The following is a 21,612-nucleotide window of genomic DNA, read 5'->3' as shown; positions in this document are numbered from 1 at the left end:
CGATGAGTTTCAAGCAACTTCTTGAAAATATGGAACACCACTTCGAACCGGGTGGAAAGTACGCCAAGTACTATGCCCTGTTCGAAGCGGCGTACACCCTGTTCTACACCCCGGGTAGCGTTACCCGCAACGCCTCCCACGTTCGTGATGCGCTCGATCTGAAGCGCATGATGATCATGGTGTGGCTGGCCGTGTTCCCGGCCATGTTCTGGGGCATGTACAACGTTGGTAACCAGGCGATTGCCGCCATTGCCCACATGGGCTCGGCTGCTGGTGCCAGCAGCTGGCAATATGCTCTGGCTACCATGCTGGGCGCCTCCCTCGATCCGGCTGTTGCCGGTATCGGCAGCAAGATGCTGATTGGCGCCACCCACTTCTTCCCAATCTATATCACCGTCTTCTTTGTCGGTGGTTTCTGGGAAGTGCTGTTCGCCATGGTGCGCAAACACGAGATCAACGAAGGCTTCTTCGTAACCTCCATCCTGTTTGCCCTGATCGTGCCGCCCGAGCTGCCCCTGTGGCAAGCTGCACTGGGTATCACCTTCGGTGTGGTGATGGCCAAAGAGGTGTTCGGTGGTACCGGCAAGAACTTCCTGAACCCGGCGCTGGCTGGTCGTGCGTTCCTGTTCTTCGCCTACCCGGGCCAGATCTCCGGTGACGCCGTATGGGTTGCCGTTGACGGCTTCTCTCGGCGCGACGGCCCTGAGCCAGTGGGCACAAGGCGGCCAGATGGCGCTGATCAACGGTGCAACCGGCCAGGCTATCAGCTGGATGGACGCTTTCCTGGGTAACCTGCCTGGTTCCATCGGTGAAGTCTCTACCCTGATGATCCTGCTGGGTGCCGCCATGATCGTCTACATGCGCATCGCCTCCTGGCGCATCATCGCCGGCGTGATGATCGGTATGATCGCCACCTCCCTGCTGTTCAACGTCATCGGTTCCGATACCAACCCCATGTTCAACATGCCGTGGCACTGGCATCTGGTCCTGGGTGGCTTCGCCTTCGGTATGGCCTTCATGGCGACCGACCCTGTCTCCGCAGCCTTTACCAACAAAGGCAAGTGGTGGTATGGCGCCCTGATCGGCGTAATGGTCGTGCTGGTTCGCGTGGTCAACCCTGCGTTCCCGGAAGGCATGATGCTGGCCATTCTGTTTGCGAACCTGTTTGCTCCCCTGTTTGACCACTTCGTCGCTCAGGCAAACATCAAGCGGAGGATTGCTCGTGGCGTTTAATAAAGATTCAACCCTCGGCACCGTCAGCGTGGTCACCGGCCTGTGTCTGGCCTGTTCCATCGTGGTATCCGTTGCCGCTGTGGGCCTGCGTTCTACCCAGCAGGAAAACAAGGCGCTGGACAAGCAGAGCAACATTCTCGCCGTAGCCGGTGTGGATGTGAGCGAAGTGGCCAAGCGCGACCTGGCCAAACTGTACGGCGAGAAGATCGAAGCGCGTCTGGTGGATCTGGCGACCGGTGACTTTGTTGACGGCGATGCCGACAACTTCGACACCAAGCAGGCAGCCAAAGATCCGGCCCGCAGCATCCGTCTTGCCGCCGCTGACGACAAGGCCAGCCTGCGTCAGATCTCCAAGCAGATCCCGGTATTCTTCGCCAAGGATGCCGAAGGCAAGATCGACAGCATCATCCTGCCCATCTACGGTCAGGGTCTGTGGTCGACCATGTATGCCTTCGTCGCCGTTGCCGCTGATGGCCAGACCATCAAGGGCATCACCTACTATGACCACGGTGAAACCCCGGGTCTGGGTGGCGAGATCGAAAACCCGGCCTGGCAGGCGCTGTTCAAGGACAAGAAACTGTTCGACCAGAATGGCATGCCGGCGCTGCGCGTCATCAAGGGCCATGCTCCGGCGGGCTCCGAGCACGAGATCGATGGTCTCTCCGGTGCCACCCTGACCGGTAACGGCGTACAGCATACCTTCGACTTCTGGATGGGTCCCAAGGGCTTCGGTCCTTTCCTGGCCAAGGTTCGTGCAGGAGAAATCAACAATGGCTGACAAGAGCGAAATGAAGAAGTTGCTGTTGACGCCTGTGCTGGGCAACAACCCCATCGCCTTGCAGGTGCTGGGTGTCTGTTCTGCACTGGCGGTTACCAGCCAGATGAAAACTGCGTTTGTAATGACCCTCGCGGTCATGGCGGTCACCGCCTTCTCAAACCTGTTCATCTCCCTGATCCGCAACCAGATCCCGAACAGCGTCCGGATCATCGTGCAGATGGCGATCATCGCCTCACTGGTTATCGTGGTTGACCAGGTGCTCAAGGCATACGCCTATGACATCTCCAAGCAACTGTCGGTCTTCGTGGGTCTGATCATCACCAACTGTATCGTAATGGGCCGCGCCGAAGCGTATGCCATGAAGAGTGCCCCGCTGCCCTCCTTCCTGGATGGTATCGGCAACGGTCTGGGCTATGGTGCCATTCTGCTGAGCGTCGCGACCGTGCGTGAACTGCTGGGCTCCGGCACCTGGTTCGGCATCGAGCTGCTGCCGCTGGTGAACAACGGTGGCTGGTATGTGCCCAACGGCCTGCTGCTGCTGCCGCCGAGTGCATTCTTCATCATTGGTCTGATCATTTGGGGCGTGCGCACCAAGGATCCCAAGCAGGTGGAGGCGAAGGATTAAGGTATGGAACACTATCTGAGTCTGTTGATTAAATCGATCTTCATCGAAAACCTGGCACTCTCCTTCTTCCTGGGGATGTGTACCTTCCTGGCGGTGTCCAAGAAGGTAAAGACCTCCATGGGTCTGGGTATTGCCGTTATTGTGGTGCAGACCATCGCGGTTCCTGCCAACAACCTGATCTACAACTACGTGCTTAAAGATGGCGCTCTGGTATCCGGTCTGGATCTGAGCTTCCTGAGCTTCATCACTTTCATCGGTGTGATTGCAGCACTGGTACAGATCCTGGAGATGGCGCTGGACAAGTACTTCCCGGCACTCTACAACGCGCTGGGTATCTTCCTGCCGCTCATCACCGTGAACTGCGCCATCTTCGGTGGCGTCTCCTTCATGGTGCAGCGTGACTACAACTTCATGGAGTCTGTGGTCTACGGTGTGGGTTCAGGGGCAGGCTGGATGCTGGCGATCGTTGCGCTGGCAGGTATCCGCGAGAAGATGAAGTACTCCGATGTTCCGGAAGGCCTGCGCGGTCTGGGCATCACCTTCATCACCGCCGGTCTGATGGCGCTGGGCTTCATGTCCTTCTCTGGTATCTCCCTGTAATCGGCTTTCCTGCAATCAGAAAGGAACGATAGATGGAAATTATTTTGGGTGTGGTCATGTTTACCGTGATCCTGCTGGCACTGGTGGCAGTCATTCTGTTCGCCAAGTCCAAGCTGGTGACCGCGGGCGACGTGACAATCAGCATCAATGGTGACCCGGCCAAGGCTGTGACCAGCCCGGCCGGTGGCAAGCTGCTCGGCGTGCTGGCTGGCAGCGGTATCTTCGTCTCCTCCGCCTGTGGCGGCGGTGGCTCCTGCGGCCAGTGCAAGGTACGGGTGAAATCCGGTGGCGGCGACATTCTGCCGACCGAACTGGATCACATCAGCAAGGGCGAAGCCCGTCATGGCGAGCGTCTGGCCTGTCAGGTTACCGTTCGCTCCGACATGGATATCGAACTGCCGGAAGAGATCTTCGGGGTGAAGAAGTGGGAATGTACTGTTATCTCCAACGATAACAAGGCCACCTTCATCAAGGAGCTCAAGCTGCAGATCCCCGATGGCGAGAGCGTACCGTTCCGCGCCGGTGGTTATATCCAGATTGAAGCCCCGGCTCACCACGTGCACTACAAGAACTTCGATATACCCGAGGAGTATCGCGGTGACTGGGATCGCTTCAAGATTTTTGAGCTGGAGTCCAAGGTCGATGAGCCGATCATCCGTGCCTACTCCATGGCCAACTATCCGGAAGAGTTCGGCATCATCATGCTGAACGTACGTATCGCGACCCCGCCGCCCAGCAACTGGACTGCCCCTCCGGGACAGATGTCCTCCTACATCTTCAGCCTGAAGGCTGGCGACAAGGTGACTATCTCCGGTCCGTTCGGTGAGTTCTTCGCCAAGGACACCGATGCCGAAATGGTATTCATCGGTGGTGGTGCAGGTATGGCGCCGATGCGTTCCCATATCTTCGACCAGCTGCGTCGCCTGAAGTCCAAGCGCAAGATGAGCTTCTGGTACGGTGCCCGTTCCAAGCGCGAAATGTTCTATGTCGAAGACTTTGACATGCTCGCCGCCGAGAACGAGAACTTCACCTGGAACGTCGCGCTGTCTGACCCGCAACCGGAAGACAACTGGGACGGCTACACCGGCTTCATCCACAACGTGCTCTACGAGAACTATCTCAAGAACCACGAAGCACCGGAAGATTGCGAGTTCTACATGTGTGGACCTCCGGTGATGAACGCTGCCGTCATCAACATGCTCAAAGATTTGGGCGTTGAAGACGAAAACATCCTGTTGGATGACTTTGGTGGTTAATCCATGCACAGTGTTGTAAAGACCTGGCTAGCCTTCGGGCTAGCCTTTTTCTTGACTGGGTGCGGTCAGGAGACGGTCCAATCCAAACCGGAGATCCACATCACCGGCAGCACCATGGGCACTTACTACTCCATCAAGGTGGCGGACAGCGCCATCAGCGATCCGGCCAAGCTTCAAGCTGAGGTGGATGTGTTGCTGGAGCGGGTCAACGACCAGATGTCGACCTATCGCCCCGATTCCGAACTGTCGCGCTTCAACCAGAGCCGTGACAACAAACCGGTTGTGGTCTCCCGCGATACCGCACGGGTCGTCACAGAGGCCATTCACATTGGCCGTGAGAGCCAGGGGGCGCTGGACGTCACCGTTGGCCCCTTGGTCAATCTGTGGGGCTTTGGCCCGGACAAGAAGCCGACCAAGGTCCCCTCCGACGAGCTGATCACCCAGACTCGCCAGAAGACCGGTCTGGGCAACCTGCACGTCATCACCTCGGTGGATGCCGATACCCTGCAAAAAGATATTCCGGACCTCTACGTCGATCTCTCCGCCATCGCCAAGGGCTTTGGTGTGGACAAGGTAGCCGAGTATCTGGAGTCACTGGGTGCGCGTAACTATCTGGTGGAGATTGGCGGCGAGCTGCGGATCAATGGCGTCAACGGCAAGGGTCACCCCTGGCGCGTGGCCATCGAGAAGCCCACCGCAGGCACCGGCACGGTGCAAGAGGTGATCGTGCCCGGTGACAACGGGGTGGCCACCTCCGGCGATTACCGCAACTACTATGAACTGGATGGTCAGCGCTTCTCCCACACCATAGACCCGCGCAGCGGCAAGCCGATCCAGCACCGTCTGGTGTCGGTCACCGTGATCCATCCCTCCTGCATGACTGCAGACGGGTTGGCCACCGTGTTTATGGTGATGGGGACCGAGAAAAGCCTGGCCTATGCCAACGAGCGCGGCCTGGCGATCTTCGTGATCACCAAGACGGATAACGGCTTTGAAGAGGCTTACTCCGATGCCTTCAAGCCCTATCTGGTCAAGAAGTAAGAGGTAGAGATGCAGATTTTTCTGATCACCTTCGGGGTATTCATGCTGGTGATAGCCGCCATGGCTATCGGTTACATCTTCCAGAAGAAGACCATCTCCGGCTCCTGTGGCGGTCTGGGTAGTGTCGGCATCGAGAAAGAGTGCGATTGCCCGGAACCCTGTGACAACCGCAAGAAGAAGATGGCTAAGGAAGAGGCCCGTCGCAAGATGCTGGAAGAGAACCGCATCATCTGATGACTCTGGTTTTTCGGTAAACAAAAGCGCGCCATCGGCGCGCTTTTTACTGGCCGTTATCTTGCGTTAACGGTCAGGGCTGACGTTCGATATAGAGGATCACCTCGCCAAGATGGATACCGAACTTGCTGATCTCGGCACGATTGATCAGACGATCTTCGTCCAGCAGGTACATCCAGTCATCGAAGCTCACCCGCACCACCTCGCCATCCGGCAGCGCCAGATCGAGCTGATAACGCCAGTTGAGGGCAAACCCTTGGCTTTTACCCACCGCCTCCCCCACCACATCGGAAGCAGTACCGCGCCAATGACCATCATCGCCCTTGCTCAGATACCAGGTACGGGTCTGCTGGCGGCCATCATCAAAGTAGAACTGCTCGAACAGCTCTCCCTTGCCATCCTTCCAACGACCCACCATCTCGACCCGAAAGCGACTGGTCACTTCGCCGCTGCGGTCGGTTACCAGGCCGTAAGCCACCAATTTGCCGTTGAAGAAACGGGCGAGATCCCAGTTTGGCCCCTGCCCACGATAGTCATCGAGACTGGCACCACAGCCACTCAGCAGCAAAAAGGGTAGCAACAGCAACCAGCGGTATGCACGATAGAAAGACATCAGAGACTCCATGTTCAGGGTTGGCCACGCAGGCGGCGGGTCAGGGCGGGATCGCGGCTGTTGTCAGCCAGCCAGATGGCGAGAAAAGCGGCCGAGAATTGCGGATCGGCCAGAGTGCCGAGGGGTTTTTCTTGCCACCAGAAGTGGCCTGCCCCCCCCCTGTCGACATAGAAGGTGAGCTTGTCGCCTGCCTGCACATCGGGCCAGAGTGCAGCGAGCTGGCCTAGCCAGCGCTGACGCTCGGCGTCAGAGCCAAGACCGAGCCGCTGCCACTCGGCGGCGGTGGCGCTCAGCAGCTCTTCCCGCTCGATGGATCTGGCATAGGTGAGGGTCAGGGCCTGCGGATAGTGACCGGGCTGATAGCGCCCGCTTTCACTGTAGAGGGTGGCATCGTAGAGCTTGAACCAGAGCCAGTTCATCTCCCCCTGCCCGACCGGGCGCAGCTGCTGCCAGGGTGCGGCAGAAGCCTGCACCGCGGTTGCAGCAAAGAGCGTAAACGCCAGCAGCAGCGGGTTAATTCCACCCCATATGCCAGTGGTTGGGGTCTTCCAGTTCATGCCAATCCATCTCCTGTTCCTGCAGGGTGTTGATATCCTGCATCACCACCTGCACCAGCTGCCCCTGCGCATCCCGCTGGCAGGCAACCACCAGATAGAAGCGATCAGTCAGCTCATGCTGGCTCTCTTTGGTCCACTTGGAAAAAAGCAACGAGTCGGTCGAAAAGGTGTTTGTCATGACTCACCCTCCAGCTTGACCATTACCCACAGGAGTACGGGTAACCACCACATCCAGATCACTGCCAGCAGCGCCGTGCTGATCCAGATGCCCCAGGGTAAGTTTACTGCCCCCATGGCGGCCCCCGCCACATAGGAGGAAGCACCGCCAAATACGCCAAACAGCGCCTGCTGCCAGCGGGGCAGACGCAGCAGCCAGCGCATACCGTGGGCCAGCGTCAGGGCAAAACCGAGCCAGAGCAGTGCCAGCCAGAGGGGAAAACCGGAAGCAAAGCGGAACAAGCCGAGCTGCCAGAGCATGGCATCCAGCAGACAGCCGGCCACCGCGATGGGAAGCAGCCGCCAGTCACGCCGGCGGCTGGGCGAGAAGAGAAAGTGCAGCAGCAAGATCACAAGCAGCGGGCCCGGCTGCTGCCACTTCACCGCCAGCAACCAGTAGAGGTTGAACCCCAGCAGGTGAGCCCACTGCCACATGGTCAGTAACCGCTTACTGGCAAATCACCCGACCAGCCAGCGGACCCCGGCTTGGCGGCCTCCAGCTGCACCAGACTGATGGTGCGCTCCCGGAATCCCCCCTCGCAATAGGCAAAGTAGAAGTGCCACAAGCGGATGAAATCCTGGCTGTAACCAAGCTTGGGCAGCTCGGGTGCGAGCGCCAGAAAGCGCTCGCACCAGTGAGCCAGGGTGCGGGCATAGTGATGGCCGTGATCGTGCAACCGCACCAGCTGCATGTCGGTCTCCCGCGCCAGCAACCCCGCCATCAGGGAGACGCTCGGCAGACAGCCACCGGGGAAGATGTAGCGCTGGATAAAATCGACCCCGCGCAGATACTGGGCATGGCGCTGATCGGCGATGGTAATGGCCTGAATGAGCAGGCGGCCACCGGGCTTGAGCAGCCGCGACAGCTGGCGGAAATAGTCGGGCAGGAAAGCATGGCCCACCGCCTCGATCATCTCGATGGAGACCAGCTTGTCATAGGTGCCCTCCAGCTTACGGTAATCCTCCAGCAGCAAGGTGATGCGATCCCCCAGCCCCTCCCGCGCAATCCACTCCTTGGCATAGTCGTGCTGGGCCCGGGAGATGGTGGTGGTGGTCACCCGGCAGCCATAGTGGCGGGCGGCATAGACAGCGAGGCCACCCCAGCCGGTACCGATCTCCAGCAAATGATCGTCAGGCCCCAGCTCAAGTCGCTCGCAGATGGTGCGCAGCTTGGCCTGCTGTCCCTCTTCGAGAGTGGCCTCGGCGCTCGGATAAATGGCGCTCGAGTACTGCATATGGCTGTCGAGAAAGCCCTGATAGAGGGTATTGCCGAGATCGTAGTGGGCGGCGATGTTGGAGCGCGAGCCGGTCAGGGTATTGCGATTAAGCCAGTGGCGCACCTTGTTGAAGGGGAAGCTAAGCCAGCCGAGACGCCGTTCAAGGGAGTCAAGCAGGGTCAGGTTGCGAGCCAGCAGCCGCACCAGCGCCACCGGATCCGGGCTGGTCCACAGCCCCTCCACCCAGGTTTCTCCGGCGGCAATGCTGCCCCCCAGCAACAGGCGACGATAGAAGGCCGGATCCTGCACCACCAGTTCGGCATGCAGATCGGTGCCCGCGACGCCAAAGCTGTGGCGCTCACCGCCATCCCGTAGCAGCAGCTGGCCATGTTCGAGGCGCCCCAGCAGATTGAGCAGCAGTTGTCTTGCCCCCTTGTCGATGAAAGAGGCAGAGAGGGTTGATTGAGCAAGTTCCATTAGCGGCTCTCCGGATGGGTAAAAATCGGTGTTCGTTTGATAAAAAGACGCAGGGCCTGCCAGTAGATCCCGAGCAGCACCTTCATGGTCATCCATGGCCAGCGGGCCAGCAGGGCCACCAGCCCCTTGCGCGACAAGGGTTCGCGCGTGAGCGCCAGGGTGGCGTCAAACAGCTTGGCTTCACCGGATACGGGATGACTCTCGATGTGGATCAGTGTCTCCTGCGCGGGCGGCCTGATCCGCCAGTGATAACGCATCGCCAGCCCCATAAAGGGGGAGACGTGGAAATCCTTGTCATGGGGGGCCAGCGCCGCCAAATCCAGCAGGTAGTAGTGGCGCTCGTTCCAGGGGGTGTTGGAGACCTCTGCCAGCAGATAGCGCGCCTCGCCCTGCCGGTAGCAGAAGTAGAAGTTGACCGGGCTGAAGTAGAACCCCAGACAGCGCACATTGCCGAGCAGTAGCACCCGCCCCTCGGGCTCGGCATCGCCACCCAGCTCGCTCACCTTCTGCCACACCGCCTGCTTGAGGCTCCCCTCACTCCCTTTGAGATAGTCATGGCGGTGAAACGAGAGCAGCCCCGAGCGCTCCACCCCGAACCAGCGCCCCTGATCGAGCTGCGGCAATTCGTCGAGATCCAGTCCCAGCATAAAGATGCTGTAGGAGAAGGCGTGGGGCCGAGGCGCAAAACGGCGGTGGCGCACCGAGCCCTGCCAGATGGCGCTGGTGACTCCGGCCAGTTCGTTGGCCCCCTCATGTTCGGTGGCCACAGTGGCGCCGTTCATAGCTCGGCTCCGAAGCGCCTGGCGACATCCAGCGCGCTGCGCACCCCATCCTCATGAAAGCCGTTGTACCAGTAGGCGCCGCAGAAGTGGGTGTGCTGCTGGCCGCAGATCTCCGCGCGGCGCTGCTGGGCAGCGATGGAGGCCTGATTGAACACCGGATGGTGATAGACGAAGCGGCGCAGCACCTTGCTCTCATCGACCTTGCCCCTGGGGTTGAGACTGACGCAGAAGGGCTCCGGCGAGTTCACCCCCTGCAGGATGTTCATGTTGTAGCTCACCAGCGGCCGTGCCTCGTCGTCGCCATCGAGTTGATAGTTCCAGCTGGCCCATGCCTTGCGACGGGTAGGCAGGCAGCGCGCATCGGTGTGGAGCCAGACATCGTTGGCCTGATAGGGCATGTCGCCGAGGATGGCCTGCTCCCGCTCGCCGGGATCCGCCAGCAGCGCCAGCGCCTGATCGCTGTGACAGGCGAAGATCACCTCGTCAAACTGCTCCTCGCCGTAACTGCTCTGGATCACCACGCCGTCCGCGTCCCGCCGTACGCTCTGCACCGGACAGGCGAGGCGGATCTGCGACTGCCATCCGGCGGTGAGTGGCCCGATATATTCCCGCGAGCCGCCCGGGATCACGTACCACTGGGGGCGATTGGCCACATCGAGCAGACCGTGGTTGGCAAAAAAGCGCAGGAAGAAGCCAAGGGGGAAGGCGCGCATATCGGCCAGGGTCGATGACCAGATTGCCGCCCCCATCGGCAAGATGTAGTGGCGGGCGAAGTAGTCGCTAAACTCCCCCGCCAGCAGAAAGTCCCCCAGGGTCAGCTCGGGGACTGCATCCTGATGTTGACCATCTGCCAGCCAGGCTCGAGCCTCCCGGTTGAACCGCAAAATCTCGGCGACAAAACCGTAGAAGCGCGGACTCAGCAAATTGCTGCGCTGGGCAAACAGGGTATCTAGATTGTGGCCGTTATACTCCAGCCCCTCCGGGCTCTTCACCGAGAAGCTCATCTCGGCCGGTTGCCGCGCCATGCCGATCCTTGCCAGCAACCTCAAGAAGTTGGGGTAGGTGCGATCGTTGAAGACGATAAAGCCGGTGTCGATGGCATAGCTGCGGCCAGCCTGATTCACATCGACAGTGGCTGTGTGCCCCCCCAGAGTCGGCGCCGCCTCGAACAGGGTTATGTCATGGAGTTTGTGGAGCAGAAAACCGGCGGTGAGCCCCGAGATCCCTGAACCGACGATGGCGATCTTTTTCTTCATGAATGGCTTCCTTTCGATACGAGTGCGCGGCCAAGGCGCAGCCAGAGCCCCACCGGCAGCGCACCAAGCAGGCGCAGCAACCAGATGAAACGGCGGGGAAAGTGGATCTGGTGACGACCAGCGGTCAGCCCGTCCATGATGGCGCGGGAGGCCTGCTCCACCGTCACCAGACAGGGCATGGGAAAATCATTTTTGGCGGTGAGCGGCGTCTGGACAAAGCCGGGGCGGATCAGGGTCACCCCGATCCCTTTGCTGGCCAAATCGAGGCGCAAGGTATCCGCCAGATAGTCGAGGGCCGCCTTGGAGGCGCCATAGGCCTCGGCTCGTGGCAGCGGCAGCCAGCTCACCGACGAGCTGACGATGGCCAGCCGTGACCCAGCCCCGAGCAACGGCAAGAAGGCGGCCAGAGCATGGCCGGTGGCGGTCAGATTGGTGTCGATGACACGGGCAAACAGCTCGCTGTCAAACCCCTCCGCCACATCCATGTACTCGCAGTTGCCTGCGTTGAGGATCAGCAGATCGAGGGATGGCAGCGTAGCAGCCACCCCGCTCATTGCGGCCAGATCCCGGGCATCGAACTTCAGCGGCGTGACGCCATCCAGCCCCAGCGCCTGCAGCCGTTCGCCATCGCGGCCACAACCCCACACCTGCCAGCCTGCCCGCCGGTAATCGAGCGCCAGTTGACGACCGATGCCGGAGGTCGCGCCTGTAATAAGCACCCGGCCACTCATGCGCCCAGCCTCATCTTGATAGTGCGCACCACGGGCCCGAGCAGCGGCAACTGCTCGTAGAGCATGGCGCCCAGGTCAAAATAGTCCCGGTGCTGGCACACCTTGCCCGCCTCGTCGAATTCGAGGCGGGTGGCCCCCTCCACCGTCACCGGCTCACCACCACGCAATCTGGGGTGAGAGAAAGTCATGGTCCAGCCGAGCCAGGCCTGCGGCCCTTGCTGCTGCTGACTGGTGATGACGAAACGGCAGTAGGCGAGGCGCTGATAGAGGGCGGCAAAATAGTCGCCAAGGGCCGCCAGCCCCTCGATACGGTGGGCCGGATCGGTAAAGACCACCTGTTCGGCATAGACCTCGGGCAAGCGGTGCAACTGCTGTTTGTCCAGTTGCTGATAGAGGTCAATAAAGCGGGCCAGCGGCTCGTTCATCCTATTTCTCCAGAGAGCGAAACATCTCGATGGCTCTCACCCGGGCAACGGCGTGATCCACCATGGGTGCCGGATAATCCTGTCGCCCCTTGAGTCGCAGCCAGTCGTGGGGCTGATGCACATAAGCGGCAGGAATATCGGCAAGTTCAGTTACCCAGGTACGGATAAACTCCCCTTGTGGATCAAATCGTTGCCCCTGAGTGGTGGGGTTGAAGACCCGAAAATAGGGCGCAGCATCGGCACCTGTGCCCGCCGCCCACTGCCAGCCGCCATTGTTGGCCGCCAGATCCCCATCGATTAGCCTCCTCATGAAGTAATCCTCCCCGAGCCGCCAGTGGATATGGAGATCCTTGGTGAGAAAGCTCGCCACTATCATCCGCAGCCGGTTGTGCATCCAACCGGTGGTATTGAGACAGCGCATCGCTGCATCGACAATGGGGTAGCCGGTGCGCCCCTCGCACCAGGCGGCGAAGGCATCCGGGTCCCAGCTCCACGGCAGGGCCGCCGTCTCGGGCTTGAAGGGGCGATTCATGGAGAGGGTCGGGATCAGCACCAACAGGTGGCGATAGAACTCGCGCCAGATGAGTTCATTGAGCCAGACAAAACCGGGCTGGGCCTTGGACTGGGGCCGATAGCCGAGCCGCTGCTGGACGCCGCCACGCACTGACGGGGGCTGATGATGCCCGCCGCCAGATAGGGGGAAAGCACGGACGTGCCCGCGATGGCAGGAAAATCCCGGGTCTCGCCATAGTCAAGCACCGCCTGCACCAGAAAAATGTTCAAACGACGCAGAGCTTCTGCCTCCCCTACTGGCCAGCGTGGATCAGCCGTAAGCTCGCCGAGCGCTTCATCAACCCACGCCCGCTCAGCCAGCGGCTGCCACGGCAAAGGCTCGCCACGCGGTGTCGGCGCGCGATGAATGACAAACCCCTCCTCGTCGAGGGCCTTGAGCCAGGCGCGGCTGAAAGGGGTGAAGACCTTGAACATCTCACCCGAGCCGGTCAGTACCCGCCCCGGCGGCAATACGCAGCAGCCGTTGAACCAGTGACAACTCACCGCCTGCTCTGCCAGCGCGGCGCTGACGGCGTGATCGCGGCGCAGCTCATCGATCTCGATAGCCTGATTGGCGTAGAGCTTGGTCACCCCCTGCTCGCGGCAGAGGTCTGCCAACGCAGCGGGCGCCTCGGCAAAGGTCTCCACTTGCAGCAAATGGAGCGGGATGCCGAGCGCCGCCAGCTCGCGGCCCAATTCATCTACCTGCGCCAACATAAAGCGCTGACGGATGGGGGCCATTTTGTGCTGCCGCCACTGGGTGGGGGAGATGATAAAGAGCGCGGCGACCGGCTCATCACCGACGCAGGCATGCCGCAGCGCGGGGTTGTCGGCAAGGCGCAGATCATTGCGCAACCAGACCAGTTTCATGATTTTTTCCTCCCGCGTCCGCTGGTGCCAGCAGCATCTGGGGCATCCGCCATCAACTCGGCAAGGCTCGCCTGCCAGCCATGGGCTTTAAGCCACTCATCGTCGTAGAGGCGACCCAGTTCGCCAAACAGGCGCGTGCCTGCGGGCCACCCGGCGGCCAGCTCCTGCTTGCCGAGCCCGGCACCCAGCAGCACCAGCCAGGGGGTAACGGCACGTCCTTCCAGCAAGCTGGCATGGCGGGGCTCCACCGCCCCCAGCAGTTGCACCTCATAGCCCTGACCGATCAGCTCGTAGGCGGCCCAGACCAGATCGAGGGGGCCGACCTGTCCCCAGCTCGCCAGCGTGATCGGCACGCCCTTCTCCTGCTCGATCAGGTGGCGGGCGAAGCGGGTATGGAGCCAGCCCAGCCACACCTGTTGCAGCAGCTCGCCATCGGGCCGCTCGCGCCACAGCCCCAGCAGCCGCTCCACCAGCGGTTGCAGTATCCGGCTGCGCACCAGCTCGAACGGGTAGCTCGCCAGCAGATCGTTAAGCTCGGCCTCCGCCTTGCGCTGGTTGAAGGCGAGCAGCGCCTGACTGAACTGCTCCAGAGTTTGCTGCCAGTGATCGCTCACCGGCTCGGAATGGGGTTCACTCAAGAGCCCCTTCACCTGCCCGATACTCACCCCCCGCTCCAGCCAGCTCAGGATCTCGCCGATTTGGAGGATATCCTGCTCGCTGTAGAGGCGGTGGCCCTTTTCGGTGCGGGCCGGTTGCACCAGACCGTAGCGGCGCTGCCAGGCTCGCAGGGTCACGGCGTTGACGCCGGTGAGACGGGAGACCTCGCGAATGGGGTAGATCCCCTCATCAGCGAGAGGAGCAACTTCTTGCGATAAATCAGACATGACAACGTCCATCAAACAGAGGGGTAAGGCTCCCCGGCGCAAACCATGCGCCGGGGCAACAGAACGGATTCAGAGCCCGTAACGCAATTTCAGCGTATCGGGGTGCGGATTGAGATAAACCTGCTCGGCGAGATAGGGATTGGGGTACTCGCGCAGGTAGTGGCGGATCAGGGTGAGCGGCACCAGCAAGGGGAAGATGCCGGTGCGGTACTTGTCGATGGTATCGGCAAGCTCCTGCTTCTGGGCCGGGGTCAGCACCCGCTTGAAGTAGCCCTGCAGGTGCATCAGCACATTGGTGTGACTGCGGCGGTTGGCTCGCAGGGTCAGCGCCGTCATCAATCCCTTGATGTAGTTGTCGGCCACCTCCTGCAAGTTGGCGGACTTGCCCAGATTGCCGAGCAGCTTGCCAAGCGCCCGGTAGTGGGTGGTGGCGTGGGAGAGCACCAGATACTTGTAACGGGAGTGGAAGCGGATCAGCGCAGAGGCGGTAATGCCGCGGGCGCAGAGCTGCTGCCAGTCGTGGTAGGCGAAGACCCGCAGCACGAAGTTCTCCCGCAGGATTGGGTCGCACAGGCGACCATCCTCTTCCACCGGCAGCAGGGGGTTGGCCTCCATCAACGCCTTGGCAAACAAGCCAATCCCCTCCTTGGCACTCCCCTCGTTGTTGGCGCCATAGACCTTGACCCGCTCCATGCCACAGCTGGGTGATTTGGCACAGAGGATATAACCGGAGATAAAGTCGAGCTGGCGCGCTTTCTGCTCGCTAAAGGCAATCAGCTTTTCGGTGACATCGAAGCTACCGTTGCTCGCCTCGGCGCGGATCTCGCCGTTGCGCTTGACCAGCCGGATGGCGGCGCGAGGCGCCCCTAAACCAATGGCCATCTCGGGACAGACGGGGTGATAGTCAAAGTGAGCGCCAAGATCCCGTTCGCAGAAGCTGGAGCGCTTGTGGCCCCCATCGAAACGTACCTCTTGTCCCAGCAGGCAGGCACTGATACCGACTTTAATCTTGTACATGATAACGCTCCTTGTATAAGCATTGATTCAGTTATAGCAGTTATACAAAAAAATGAAAGTTGTATAACTATTTGCGACCAATACGACACAAGGAGAAAAAGAGGATCACCGGAAAAAGAAAAAACCCATGGCGAACGCCATGGGTAAAAAACAAGACACTACGGACTACGGGAAGGAAAATTAGAAGCTGTACTTCACACCCAGGCTGGAGATGGAACCTTTTTGCAGATCCCAGTTGCGATAGGTGTAATCGGCAGTCAGCGCCCAATTCTGGTTGAGCTTGTAGGCACCGCCCACCTTGAAGTCGTGCATATCGTCGGTCATGTTGGCGTAGCGGTAGGCAGTGGAGAGCTCGACATTGCCGATGTCGTAGCGCAGACCGACTTCACCGTACATGCTGCCGCTATCTTTGCGAGCAACAGCATCCCACCCTTTGTTAGCGATATCGCTGGCAAGTTCACGCTCCAGCATGTAGCCGGTCACACCGGTTTCACCGTAGAGGTTCAGACCCGTGCTCAGCGGAGTAAAGACACCGACACCAATGCTGGAGATCGACATGCTGTCGTTGCCGTTGCTGCGAGAGGTGTATTCAGTGCTGCCGCGACCATAGAAGTTGGAGCCGAAGCTCTTGGAGAGATCCAGGCTCAGACCGCCAAAATCACGGGTTCCTTTGCTGTCATTGCTGAAGGTACCGCTGAGATAGTCGGATTTGGTGTGCGCCCAGGTGGCGGAACCCTTGGCGTAGCTGAAGGCATCCTGCGCCATGACGGAAGTAGAGGCAAACCCGGCCAGAACCAGAAGAGAGACAGTTGCTTTTTTCATGATGAAACTCCATGTGATTGGGCCCGTTGCTAGCGAGCTGGTATGGAGTCATTGTGCGATCAGGTTCCCGGCTTGCCGAGCTGCAAGCTGTTGCAGAACCATGTCAGATGTAAGCAGATATTGCAGGGGGTGTCAGCTGCAACAAGTTGCCGACCCAAGCGGTGTGCATGGGCCGGAACAACGCCAAATCAGCGGAAGACCACCTCGTCAATTTCGACCCGCACCAGCGGCTGACCGGTCAATCCGGCAGGACGGGGGATCTCGAGGGCCAGTGACGGGCGGGCTTGCCCCTTGCGCAGATAGGTTTCCGGCAGACGATTCTCGGCAACCCAGAAGCGGGCCTCCTGACGGCTCAGCTGCACTCCGTCAGCACTGAACAGGGTCACCATGCCACGCACCCCGACCACATTGCGGGTGCCGGTATTGCTCACCATAAAGGTCAGCACCAGCGGGTCAGATCCCGCGATCTTGTCCAGCTTGACCACCACACCGTCACGCGCCATCTGGGCAAGCAGTTCCGGATTGGCCTTGGCCTGATCGGTCAGCACCGGAGCAGCGACGGCCACCACGGCCCCAGCCTTCCCATCAGCAGCCACGCCCTTTACGGACTCGGCCGGTTTGACCACCAGATACTCCCAGGTGAAGTCGTTGTTGAGCTGAACCTGCCGACCATCGGGCAGCGTCACCTGAGAAAGAGGGGCAGCCTGCGCCAATACGGGGGAGAGGCACAGGGCAATCAGCAGACGGGAGAAGGGTTTCATTGGGCGAAGCTCGGTAACGGGTGAAAGGGCGACAGTATAAACAGTCCCGTCGCCCCTTGCCTATGACGGCACTCACGTTCTGGCACCCGCATCGCTTGCCCGCAGGCTAGATGGCGAGATCGTGCCGCTCTTTCTGTGCCATATCCAGGGTCACCAGATCGAACTTGCTCCCCTTGAGGGCGGACAGAATATCCGATTGCATATCAAAGGCCTGCGCACGCTGATGCTCGGGCAGACGCACCCGGGCCAGGGTGGTGGAGCAGTCGCACAGGGTATGGAAAAAGACCTGTGCCTCGTCCAGCCCCATGTCGGCCAGCATCTGCTCTGCCTGATCCACCATTCGCAGATAACGCTGCTCAAGCTGCCGTGGATTGGTGAAGCGATTGCTGAGGCAACCGTTGCTCCCCTTGCCCCAACGACCGAGCTGGCGCTTGTTGAAGCCGTAACGATAATCGCGGCGCATCAATCCGTTGTCAGCAAAAAACCAGATAGAGTTGGCAGGCAGAGACCCGAACTGGGCAAGATAATCATCACGCTCCTCCACCGCGGCCGGAACCAGCAACGGCAGATGAGTCCATTCCGGACGAGTCTGCACATACTCACCAATGCGGCGAACCGGGTCGATCAGCCCTTCAATATTTGGCAGGCGATCGCAAAAGACGATCTCGTCACTCTTGATGACCCAGTGATCGATGCCATAACGCTGGCAATAACGGCGGGCACGGGCCACTTCGCTACGACTGCGGGTCGGATTATCGAGGGTAATTGCATGGATTTTCACACCGGCAGCGCGGCACAGCTCGATGCTGTAGCAGGATTCCAACCGTCCCGAAAAAGAGACAACCAGCTCGTCAAAACTTGCCAGTCGCTCAATCAGCAGCTGTTCCCTGGCTTGAAAAGAGTGATCATATCCCTGATTCAGTACAACTACATTGGCACCCATTAAACAGCTCCGGATGATGAACAAAGGTGCAGTATTGTGCGGCAAACAAACTGAATAGACCCTTAAAGAGTCTGGTTAAAATTAAAACTTGATGATTATTTCCTGTGATTCTGCTGCTAAATCTTCATTTTGGGCGTCATAAATTCGTAATCTTGCTTGGTGCACCCGATGGGCTCGCAAGAAACCCTGCGCCTGATCCAGCGAGGTGAAAGTCAGGCGCCCTCCCTCGCTGTCGGTCAGGCAGAGGCACTCCCCTTCCGCCTCAATGCAGAGCTGATAACCGCTGCCATCCTTGCAGGCGATGATCAGGGTCGCCTCGGGATAGTGACTGAGCCAATTGCGAAACCGGCCATGCTCCATAGTGCTCCTAGAGGGGCATCACCCCTTGCCGGCGGCGGGCAAACAGCCCAGCTCACCCAGTTGCTGGCGGCAACTCGCCGCGTCGGTAAAGACGATCCCCCTGATACCGAGGGCCTCGGCGGCCGCAATGTTGGCGGGACTGTCATCGATGAAGAGACACTCTGCCGGTTTCAGATCGAACGACACCCGCAGATAGCGATAGATATCCGGCTCCGGCTTCATCATCCGCACCCGCGCCGAGACCACCTTGCCGCTGAAGAAGCGCCAGAAATCCTGATGCTGCTCCAGCCAGTCGATGCTGGCATGACCCATGTTGGAGAGGGCATACAGAGTGTGCCCCGCCCCGTGCAGTTCGGCTATCAGGGTTAGCATAGCGGGATCTGGCTGCAGGGAGGCCGGAACGGCCTGTAAAATGGCCAGATTCTGTGCCGCCGAGAGGCCAGTGCGCGCTTGCGCTTCCCGGGCCATGGTGTGGAGCGACATGGTGCCTCTGTCTACCTCCAGCCAGTCCGGGTGGTTAAAGAGCTGCTCGGCCAACAGTTCGGCCCCTTGCGGGCCACGCACGGAACGCACTATGCCTACCGGATCCCAGCTCACCACCACCCGTCCCAGATCGAAAATAATCGCCATCGTCTTTACCTCCCCCACTGGTTGTCAGTCATCAAAACAGAGTCAATAGAACATCGCTCATACGCCATTTTCTTAACCGGATACCCTGCCCCCATCCCCGCCTGCGGGCAAGTTTTACTTGCATCAGACCGGCAAATCCCTTAATGGTTATGACGTTACTTCAAGGACACACTTATGCACGCACCGTTCTTCTTTGCTTTCTCGTTTATCCGGCCCGCTTGAGGGAAGGCCTGTCGTCGTGTGAACAGAAAGCAAAGACGAATCAAGCCTCCCCTCGCGGAGGCTTTTTTTTGCATCAATATCAATCGATTAATTGGATAGGGAACCATCATGGCAACGCTCGACGAGATCAGACAAGACATCACCCGGTTGGATCAGGAGCTGCTTGCCCTGCTGGCAAAACGCAAGACCCTCAGCATCGAGGTTGCCCGAGCCAAGCAAGCCAACCCGCGCCCCATCCGTGACCACCAGCGGGAGCAGGAGCTGCTGGTCGCCCTGATCCAGCAAGGGCGCGTGCTGGGGCTGGATGCCCAGTACATCACCCGCATCTACCACACCATCATCGAGGACTCGGTGCTGTCCCAGCAGGCCTATCTGCAGAGCCTGCTCAACCCGGAGCAGCAGGAGCCGATGACCAGCGTCGCCTATCTGGGGCCGCGTGGTTCCTACTCCAGCCTGGCCGCCCGCAAATATCTGGCGCGCTACAAGGATCAGGTGATCGAGGTGAACTGCCAGAACTTCCGCGAAGTGCTGGATGCTGTGGAGTCTGGTCGCGCCGCCTTTGGCGTGCTGCCCATCGAGAACACCAGCTCGGGCTCCATCAACGAAGTCTATGACGTGATGCAGCACACCAGCCTCTCCATCGTCGGCGAGCTCACCTACCCCATCGAGCACTGCATCCTCACCGCCGTACCGACCGAGCTGAGTCGCATCAAAACCTTCTATGCCCACCCGCAGGTGTTCCAGCAGTGCTCCCACTATCTGAGCAAGCTGGAAGGGGCGCGCCACGAGATCTGCGACTCCTCCTCCAGCGCCATGATGAAGGTGAAAGAGCTGGCCAGCCCGGAGGCCGCGGCCATCGGCAGCGCGGCTGGTGGTGAACTGTATGGTCTGGACGTGCTGGCCGAGCAGCTTGCCAACCAGAAAGAGAACTACAGCCGCTTTATCGTGGTGGCGCGCAAGCCCATCGACGTGGCGCCGCAGATCCCGGCCAAGACCACCCTCATCATGTCCACCTCCCAGAAACCGGGCTCGCTGGTGGAGGCGCTGCTGGTACTGCGCAACCACGAGATCAACATGACCAAGCTCGAATCCCGTCCGGTGCAGGGCAACCCGTGGGAAGAGATGTTCTATCTGGATGTCTCCGCCAACCGGCAGACCCCAGCGATGCAGGCCGCACTGGTGGAGCTGACCAAGATCACCCGCTATATCAAGGTGCTTGGCTGCTACCCGAGCGAGGATGTGAAACCCACAGCAGTGCCGCCGGTGCTGATGGGGAGCTAACCAGCCCACAACGACAAAAGGCGAGCACCCTGCTCGCCTTTTGTTTTGATGCCGGTTTTCACGGCAAGCCCATCAACTCAGAACTGGCCGGCCATCAACTGATTGATGTTGTAGAGGGCACGGGTATCGAGCTCCATCTCGGTGGCATAGGTATTGCCGCGCGGATAGGAGGCAACCACCCGGGCACCACGCACCACACCGGCGACCGACACATCCAGCGAGTTGGAGGTCTGGGTCAAGTCGCGGTAGCTGCTCTGGCCGCGCACCTGCTGACCATTGAGCTGTTCGGCCAGCTCGCGATAAGCATCCATCTTGGAAGCGCGAATGGCTTGCAGCATCTTCTCCGACTGGGAGGGGCCAGGCTGGATGTCGATCACCGCATAGCCCACCGCCTTGAGCACCGGAAAATCATCGGGCTTGCCACCCTGGGTGTAATCCACCACCCGGTTGTAGCTGCAACCGGTGAGCAAGAGTGCCAACAGGCAACCAAACAGGATCTTCATGACTCGCTCCTCACGGGGTCAGGTTGACCAGATGACCGCCCGGCCGGGCCTGACTGTCACGCATCAGATAACCGCGATTGATCGATGCCCGGCCAAACGAGTTGTTGGCACCGAACAGATATTTTTGCGGGATCAGGCTCTGGGCCGTGGTCTCCACCATCTTGGTGCGCATGTCGATAACGCGGGCATTGACCAGGATCCCCTTGCTATTGCGGCTGAAGGTGCCGACCAGAATGCGGGAGATCGGCAAACGGGAAGAGAGCTCCTTGTAGTTGCGGCTCAGCACGAAGTCCCCCTGCGGCGTCACCTTGATGCTGCCGGTCAGCTTGAAGTCCACCACCACCTCGCCGCGGCGGTTGAGCTCGTAGATAAAGCTCTCCTCAATCTGCTGCCCCATCCAGTTGGTATCCTGCAGGGTATCGAGATCGACGAAAGAGGCCACCGCGATGGGCTCGGTCAGGGTGGTCAGCGATTTGCGCTCCATCAGCTGATCGGTCATGCGCGCCACCAGCCAGTTGAGTTCCATCCCCTGCGCCGCCTGGCGGGGGTCACCCTGATCCCGATTGATAGGGTCGGAGCCACACCCGGTCAATGCCAGGGCAAGCGCCAACGCCGTGATGAGTTTGTTCATGGATACCTTTCCTGTATCTGCACCTGACTTATTATCGGACGCGCCGGACAAAGCTTGAGCCGGGAATGAGGCATGATTCTTGCTTTTTAATGGAC

25 protein-coding genes, 2 pseudogenes and 1 other annotated feature are annotated in these 21,612 nt (G+C 59.9%); of the genes and pseudogenes, 8 read left to right on the top strand and 19 right to left on the bottom strand.

The genetic code is table 11. The features are described from left to right. Positions 1 to 2 precede the first annotated feature (2 nt). The 7 genes and pseudogenes from ACTG2B_RS04865 to nqrM all read left to right on the top strand — a co-directional run bounded on the left by ACTG2B_RS04865 (position 3) and on the right by nqrM (position 5,767). Positions 3 to 1,233, top strand: a pseudogene (locus tag ACTG2B_RS04865) (NADH:ubiquinone reductase (Na(+)-transporting) subunit B). Then, a complete protein-coding gene (locus ACTG2B_RS04860; protein WP_005338643.1) occupies positions 1,223 to 2,011 on the top strand; it encodes a Na(+)-translocating NADH-quinone reductase subunit C in 789 nt (262 codons plus the stop codon). The pseudogene ACTG2B_RS04865 and the gene ACTG2B_RS04860 overlap by 11 nt, the downstream one beginning before the upstream one ends. Then, positions 2,004 to 2,636, top strand: coding sequence for an NADH:ubiquinone reductase (Na(+)-transporting) subunit D (locus ACTG2B_RS04855; RefSeq protein WP_005338644.1), 633 nt, complete (start codon positions 2,004 to 2,006; stop codon positions 2,634 to 2,636). Before ACTG2B_RS04860 ends, ACTG2B_RS04855 begins: the two co-directional genes overlap by 8 nt. Before the next feature lie 3 nt (positions 2,637 to 2,639). Next, positions 2,640 to 3,236 (top strand): NADH:ubiquinone reductase (Na(+)-transporting) subunit E, encoded by a 597-nt coding sequence (gene nqrE, locus ACTG2B_RS04850; RefSeq protein ID WP_005338645.1) that lies wholly within the window; start codon positions 2,640 to 2,642, stop codon positions 3,234 to 3,236. Between the two features lie 32 nt (positions 3,237 to 3,268). Then, the gene (gene nqrF / locus ACTG2B_RS04845) at positions 3,269 to 4,492 is read left to right on the top strand and encodes an NADH:ubiquinone reductase (Na(+)-transporting) subunit F (protein ID WP_005338656.1); all 1,224 of its coding nucleotides are present in this window, start codon (positions 3,269 to 3,271) and stop codon (positions 4,490 to 4,492) included. A gap of 3 nt (positions 4,493 to 4,495) precedes the next feature. Then, positions 4,496 to 5,533, top strand: a complete 1,038-nt coding sequence (locus ACTG2B_RS04840; RefSeq protein WP_005338666.1) for an FAD:protein FMN transferase ApbE — start codon at positions 4,496 to 4,498, stop codon at positions 5,531 to 5,533. A 9-nt stretch (positions 5,534 to 5,542) separates the two neighbouring features. Next, a complete protein-coding gene (gene nqrM / locus ACTG2B_RS04835) occupies positions 5,543 to 5,767 on the top strand; it encodes a (Na+)-NQR maturation NqrM (protein ID WP_005338668.1) in 225 nt (74 codons plus the stop codon). Positions 5,768 to 5,840: 73 nt separating this feature from the next. Here nqrM and ACTG2B_RS04830 read toward each other — a convergent pair whose 3' ends face one another. From ACTG2B_RS04830 to ACTG2B_RS04750, 17 genes and pseudogenes are all read right to left on the bottom strand, one after another. After that, positions 5,841 to 6,380, bottom strand: a complete 540-nt coding sequence (locus ACTG2B_RS04830; protein WP_159158338.1) for a DUF3833 domain-containing protein — start codon at positions 6,378 to 6,380, stop codon at positions 5,841 to 5,843. A gap of 14 nt (positions 6,381 to 6,394) precedes the next feature. Then, positions 6,395 to 6,937 (bottom strand): chalcone isomerase family protein, encoded by a 543-nt coding sequence (locus tag ACTG2B_RS04825; protein WP_201298804.1) that lies wholly within the window; start codon positions 6,935 to 6,937, stop codon positions 6,395 to 6,397. Then, positions 6,894 to 7,115: a TIGR02450 family Trp-rich protein gene (locus tag ACTG2B_RS04820; RefSeq protein ID WP_005338671.1), complete on the bottom strand. Its 222-nt coding sequence runs from the start codon at positions 7,113 to 7,115 to the stop codon at positions 6,894 to 6,896. The genes ACTG2B_RS04825 and ACTG2B_RS04820 overlap by 44 nt, the downstream gene beginning before the upstream one ends. Further along, the gene (locus ACTG2B_RS04815) at positions 7,112 to 7,588 is read right to left on the bottom strand and encodes a DUF2878 domain-containing protein (protein WP_159158337.1); all 477 of its coding nucleotides are present in this window, start codon (positions 7,586 to 7,588) and stop codon (positions 7,112 to 7,114) included. Before ACTG2B_RS04815 ends, ACTG2B_RS04820 begins: the two co-directional genes overlap by 4 nt. 2 nt (positions 7,589 to 7,590) lie before the next feature. Continuing rightward, positions 7,591 to 8,847, bottom strand: a complete 1,257-nt coding sequence (locus ACTG2B_RS04810; protein WP_159158336.1) for an SAM-dependent methyltransferase — start codon at positions 8,845 to 8,847, stop codon at positions 7,591 to 7,593. Beyond that, entirely contained in the window at positions 8,847 to 9,629 is a 783-nt protein-coding gene (locus tag ACTG2B_RS04805) for a DUF1365 domain-containing protein (RefSeq protein ID WP_159158335.1), read from the bottom strand. The genes ACTG2B_RS04810 and ACTG2B_RS04805 overlap by 1 nt, the downstream gene beginning before the upstream one ends. Further along, positions 9,626 to 10,885 (bottom strand): NAD(P)/FAD-dependent oxidoreductase, encoded by a 1,260-nt coding sequence (locus ACTG2B_RS04800; protein ID WP_159158334.1) that lies wholly within the window; start codon positions 10,883 to 10,885, stop codon positions 9,626 to 9,628. Before ACTG2B_RS04800 ends, ACTG2B_RS04805 begins: the two co-directional genes overlap by 4 nt. After that, complete coding sequence (locus tag ACTG2B_RS04795) at positions 10,882 to 11,616, bottom strand: SDR family NAD(P)-dependent oxidoreductase (RefSeq protein ID WP_159158333.1); 735 nt, start codon at positions 11,614 to 11,616, stop codon at positions 10,882 to 10,884. Before ACTG2B_RS04795 ends, ACTG2B_RS04800 begins: the two co-directional genes overlap by 4 nt. Then, a complete protein-coding gene (locus tag ACTG2B_RS04790; RefSeq protein ID WP_159158332.1) occupies positions 11,613 to 12,041 on the bottom strand; it encodes a nuclear transport factor 2 family protein in 429 nt (142 codons plus the stop codon). The genes ACTG2B_RS04795 and ACTG2B_RS04790 overlap by 4 nt, the downstream gene beginning before the upstream one ends. A 1-nt stretch (position 12,042) precedes the next feature. Beyond that, positions 12,043 to 13,463 (bottom strand): annotated as a pseudogene (phrB, locus tag ACTG2B_RS04785) (deoxyribodipyrimidine photo-lyase). After that, positions 13,460 to 14,347, bottom strand: a complete 888-nt coding sequence (locus ACTG2B_RS04780) for a MerR family transcriptional regulator (protein WP_040068540.1) — start codon at positions 14,345 to 14,347, stop codon at positions 13,460 to 13,462. Before ACTG2B_RS04780 ends, phrB begins: the two are co-directional and overlap by 4 nt. Before the next feature lie 69 nt (positions 14,348 to 14,416). Then, the gene (locus ACTG2B_RS04775; RefSeq protein ID WP_088869993.1) at positions 14,417 to 15,364 is read right to left on the bottom strand and encodes a YbgA family protein; all 948 of its coding nucleotides are present in this window, start codon (positions 15,362 to 15,364) and stop codon (positions 14,417 to 14,419) included. Positions 15,365 to 15,544: 180 nt separating this feature from the next. Next, complete coding sequence (locus ACTG2B_RS04770) at positions 15,545 to 16,186, bottom strand: autotransporter (protein ID WP_042080712.1); 642 nt, start codon at positions 16,184 to 16,186, stop codon at positions 15,545 to 15,547. Positions 16,187 to 16,374: 188 nt separating this feature from the next. Then, on the bottom strand, positions 16,375 to 16,947 hold the full coding sequence (locus ACTG2B_RS04765; RefSeq protein ID WP_219263276.1) for a DUF3157 family protein: 573 nt from the start codon (positions 16,945 to 16,947) through the stop codon (positions 16,375 to 16,377). A 106-nt stretch (positions 16,948 to 17,053) separates the two neighbouring features. Continuing rightward, a complete protein-coding gene (locus tag ACTG2B_RS04760) occupies positions 17,054 to 17,890 on the bottom strand; it encodes a hypothetical protein (protein WP_042080710.1) in 837 nt (278 codons plus the stop codon). Between the two features lie 81 nt (positions 17,891 to 17,971). Continuing rightward, positions 17,972 to 18,250 (bottom strand): DUF6482 family protein, encoded by a 279-nt coding sequence (locus ACTG2B_RS04755; protein ID WP_069554313.1) that lies wholly within the window; start codon positions 18,248 to 18,250, stop codon positions 17,972 to 17,974. A gap of 18 nt (positions 18,251 to 18,268) precedes the next feature. Further along, the gene (locus ACTG2B_RS04750) at positions 18,269 to 18,880 is read right to left on the bottom strand and encodes an HAD family hydrolase (protein WP_439995280.1); all 612 of its coding nucleotides are present in this window, start codon (positions 18,878 to 18,880) and stop codon (positions 18,269 to 18,271) included. Between the two features lie 170 nt (positions 18,881 to 19,050). Then, positions 19,051 to 19,172, top strand: a sequence feature (Phe leader region). Between the two features lie 38 nt (positions 19,173 to 19,210). Between ACTG2B_RS04750 and pheA the strand changes: the two genes are divergently transcribed. Then, positions 19,211 to 20,383 carry a prephenate dehydratase gene (gene pheA / locus ACTG2B_RS04745; RefSeq protein WP_439995279.1) on the top strand — a complete coding sequence of 391 codons (1,173 nt, stop codon included), beginning with the start codon at positions 19,211 to 19,213 and terminating at the stop codon, positions 20,381 to 20,383. Between the two features lie 77 nt (positions 20,384 to 20,460). Here the strand turns inward: pheA and ACTG2B_RS04740 are convergent, their stop codons facing one another. Next, on the bottom strand, positions 20,461 to 20,886 hold the full coding sequence (locus ACTG2B_RS04740; protein ID WP_005349622.1) for an LPP20 family lipoprotein: 426 nt from the start codon (positions 20,884 to 20,886) through the stop codon (positions 20,461 to 20,463). 10 nt (positions 20,887 to 20,896) lie between these two features. After that, a complete protein-coding gene (locus tag ACTG2B_RS04735) occupies positions 20,897 to 21,517 on the bottom strand; it encodes a FlgO family outer membrane protein (RefSeq protein WP_005338718.1) in 621 nt (206 codons plus the stop codon). Positions 21,518 to 21,612 lie beyond the last annotated feature (95 nt).

Origin of the sequence: Aeromonas sp. 30P, assembly GCF_051919805.1 — a bacterium.
GTDB lineage: Bacteria > Pseudomonadota > Gammaproteobacteria > Enterobacterales > Aeromonadaceae > Aeromonas > Aeromonas veronii.
This window is presented reverse-complemented; position numbering and strand designations above follow the sequence as displayed.

Coding starts and splice junctions, on each gene's coding strand:
- ACTG2B_RS04855 (WP_005338644.1), top strand. CDS start 2,004: ATGGCTGACAAGAGCGAAATGAAGAAGTTGCTGTTGACGCCTGTGCTG.
- nqrE (WP_005338645.1), top strand. CDS start 2,640: ATGGAACACTATCTGAGTCTGTTGATTAAATCGATCTTCATCGAAAAC.
- nqrF (WP_005338656.1), top strand. CDS start 3,269: ATGGAAATTATTTTGGGTGTGGTCATGTTTACCGTGATCCTGCTGGCA.
- ACTG2B_RS04840 (WP_005338666.1), top strand. CDS start 4,496: ATGCACAGTGTTGTAAAGACCTGGCTAGCCTTCGGGCTAGCCTTTTTC.
- nqrM (WP_005338668.1), top strand. CDS start 5,543: ATGCAGATTTTTCTGATCACCTTCGGGGTATTCATGCTGGTGATAGCC.
- ACTG2B_RS04830 (WP_159158338.1), bottom strand. CDS start 6,380: ATGTCTTTCTATCGTGCATACCGCTGGTTGCTGTTGCTACCCTTTTTG.
- ACTG2B_RS04825 (WP_201298804.1), bottom strand. CDS start 6,937: ATGAACTGGAAGACCCCAACCACTGGCATATGGGGTGGAATTAACCCG.
- ACTG2B_RS04820 (WP_005338671.1), bottom strand. CDS start 7,115: ATGACAAACACCTTTTCGACCGACTCGTTGCTTTTTTCCAAGTGGACC.
- ACTG2B_RS04815 (WP_159158337.1), bottom strand. CDS start 7,588: ATGTGGCAGTGGGCTCACCTGCTGGGGTTCAACCTCTACTGGTTGCTG.
- ACTG2B_RS04810 (WP_159158336.1), bottom strand. CDS start 8,847: ATGGAACTTGCTCAATCAACCCTCTCTGCCTCTTTCATCGACAAGGGG.
- ACTG2B_RS04805 (WP_159158335.1), bottom strand. CDS start 9,629: ATGAACGGCGCCACTGTGGCCACCGAACATGAGGGGGCCAACGAACTG.
- ACTG2B_RS04800 (WP_159158334.1), bottom strand. CDS start 10,885: ATGAAGAAAAAGATCGCCATCGTCGGTTCAGGGATCTCGGGGCTCACC.
- ACTG2B_RS04795 (WP_159158333.1), bottom strand. CDS start 11,616: ATGAGTGGCCGGGTGCTTATTACAGGCGCGACCTCCGGCATCGGTCGT.
- ACTG2B_RS04790 (WP_159158332.1), bottom strand. CDS start 12,041: ATGAACGAGCCGCTGGCCCGCTTTATTGACCTCTATCAGCAACTGGAC.
- ACTG2B_RS04780 (WP_040068540.1), bottom strand. CDS start 14,347: ATGTCTGATTTATCGCAAGAAGTTGCTCCTCTCGCTGATGAGGGGATC.
- ACTG2B_RS04775 (WP_088869993.1), bottom strand. CDS start 15,364: ATGTACAAGATTAAAGTCGGTATCAGTGCCTGCCTGCTGGGACAAGAG.
- ACTG2B_RS04770 (WP_042080712.1), bottom strand. CDS start 16,186: ATGAAAAAAGCAACTGTCTCTCTTCTGGTTCTGGCCGGGTTTGCCTCT.
- ACTG2B_RS04765 (WP_219263276.1), bottom strand. CDS start 16,947: ATGAAACCCTTCTCCCGTCTGCTGATTGCCCTGTGCCTCTCCCCCGTA.
- ACTG2B_RS04760 (WP_042080710.1), bottom strand. CDS start 17,890: ATGGGTGCCAATGTAGTTGTACTGAATCAGGGATATGATCACTCTTTT.
- ACTG2B_RS04755 (WP_069554313.1), bottom strand. CDS start 18,250: ATGGAGCATGGCCGGTTTCGCAATTGGCTCAGTCACTATCCCGAGGCG.
- ACTG2B_RS04750 (WP_439995280.1), bottom strand. CDS start 18,880: ATGGCGATTATTTTCGATCTGGGACGGGTGGTGGTGAGCTGGGATCCG.
- pheA (WP_439995279.1), top strand. CDS start 19,211: ATGGCAACGCTCGACGAGATCAGACAAGACATCACCCGGTTGGATCAG.
- ACTG2B_RS04740 (WP_005349622.1), bottom strand. CDS start 20,886: ATGAAGATCCTGTTTGGTTGCCTGTTGGCACTCTTGCTCACCGGTTGC.
- ACTG2B_RS04735 (WP_005338718.1), bottom strand. CDS start 21,517: ATGAACAAACTCATCACGGCGTTGGCGCTTGCCCTGGCATTGACCGGG.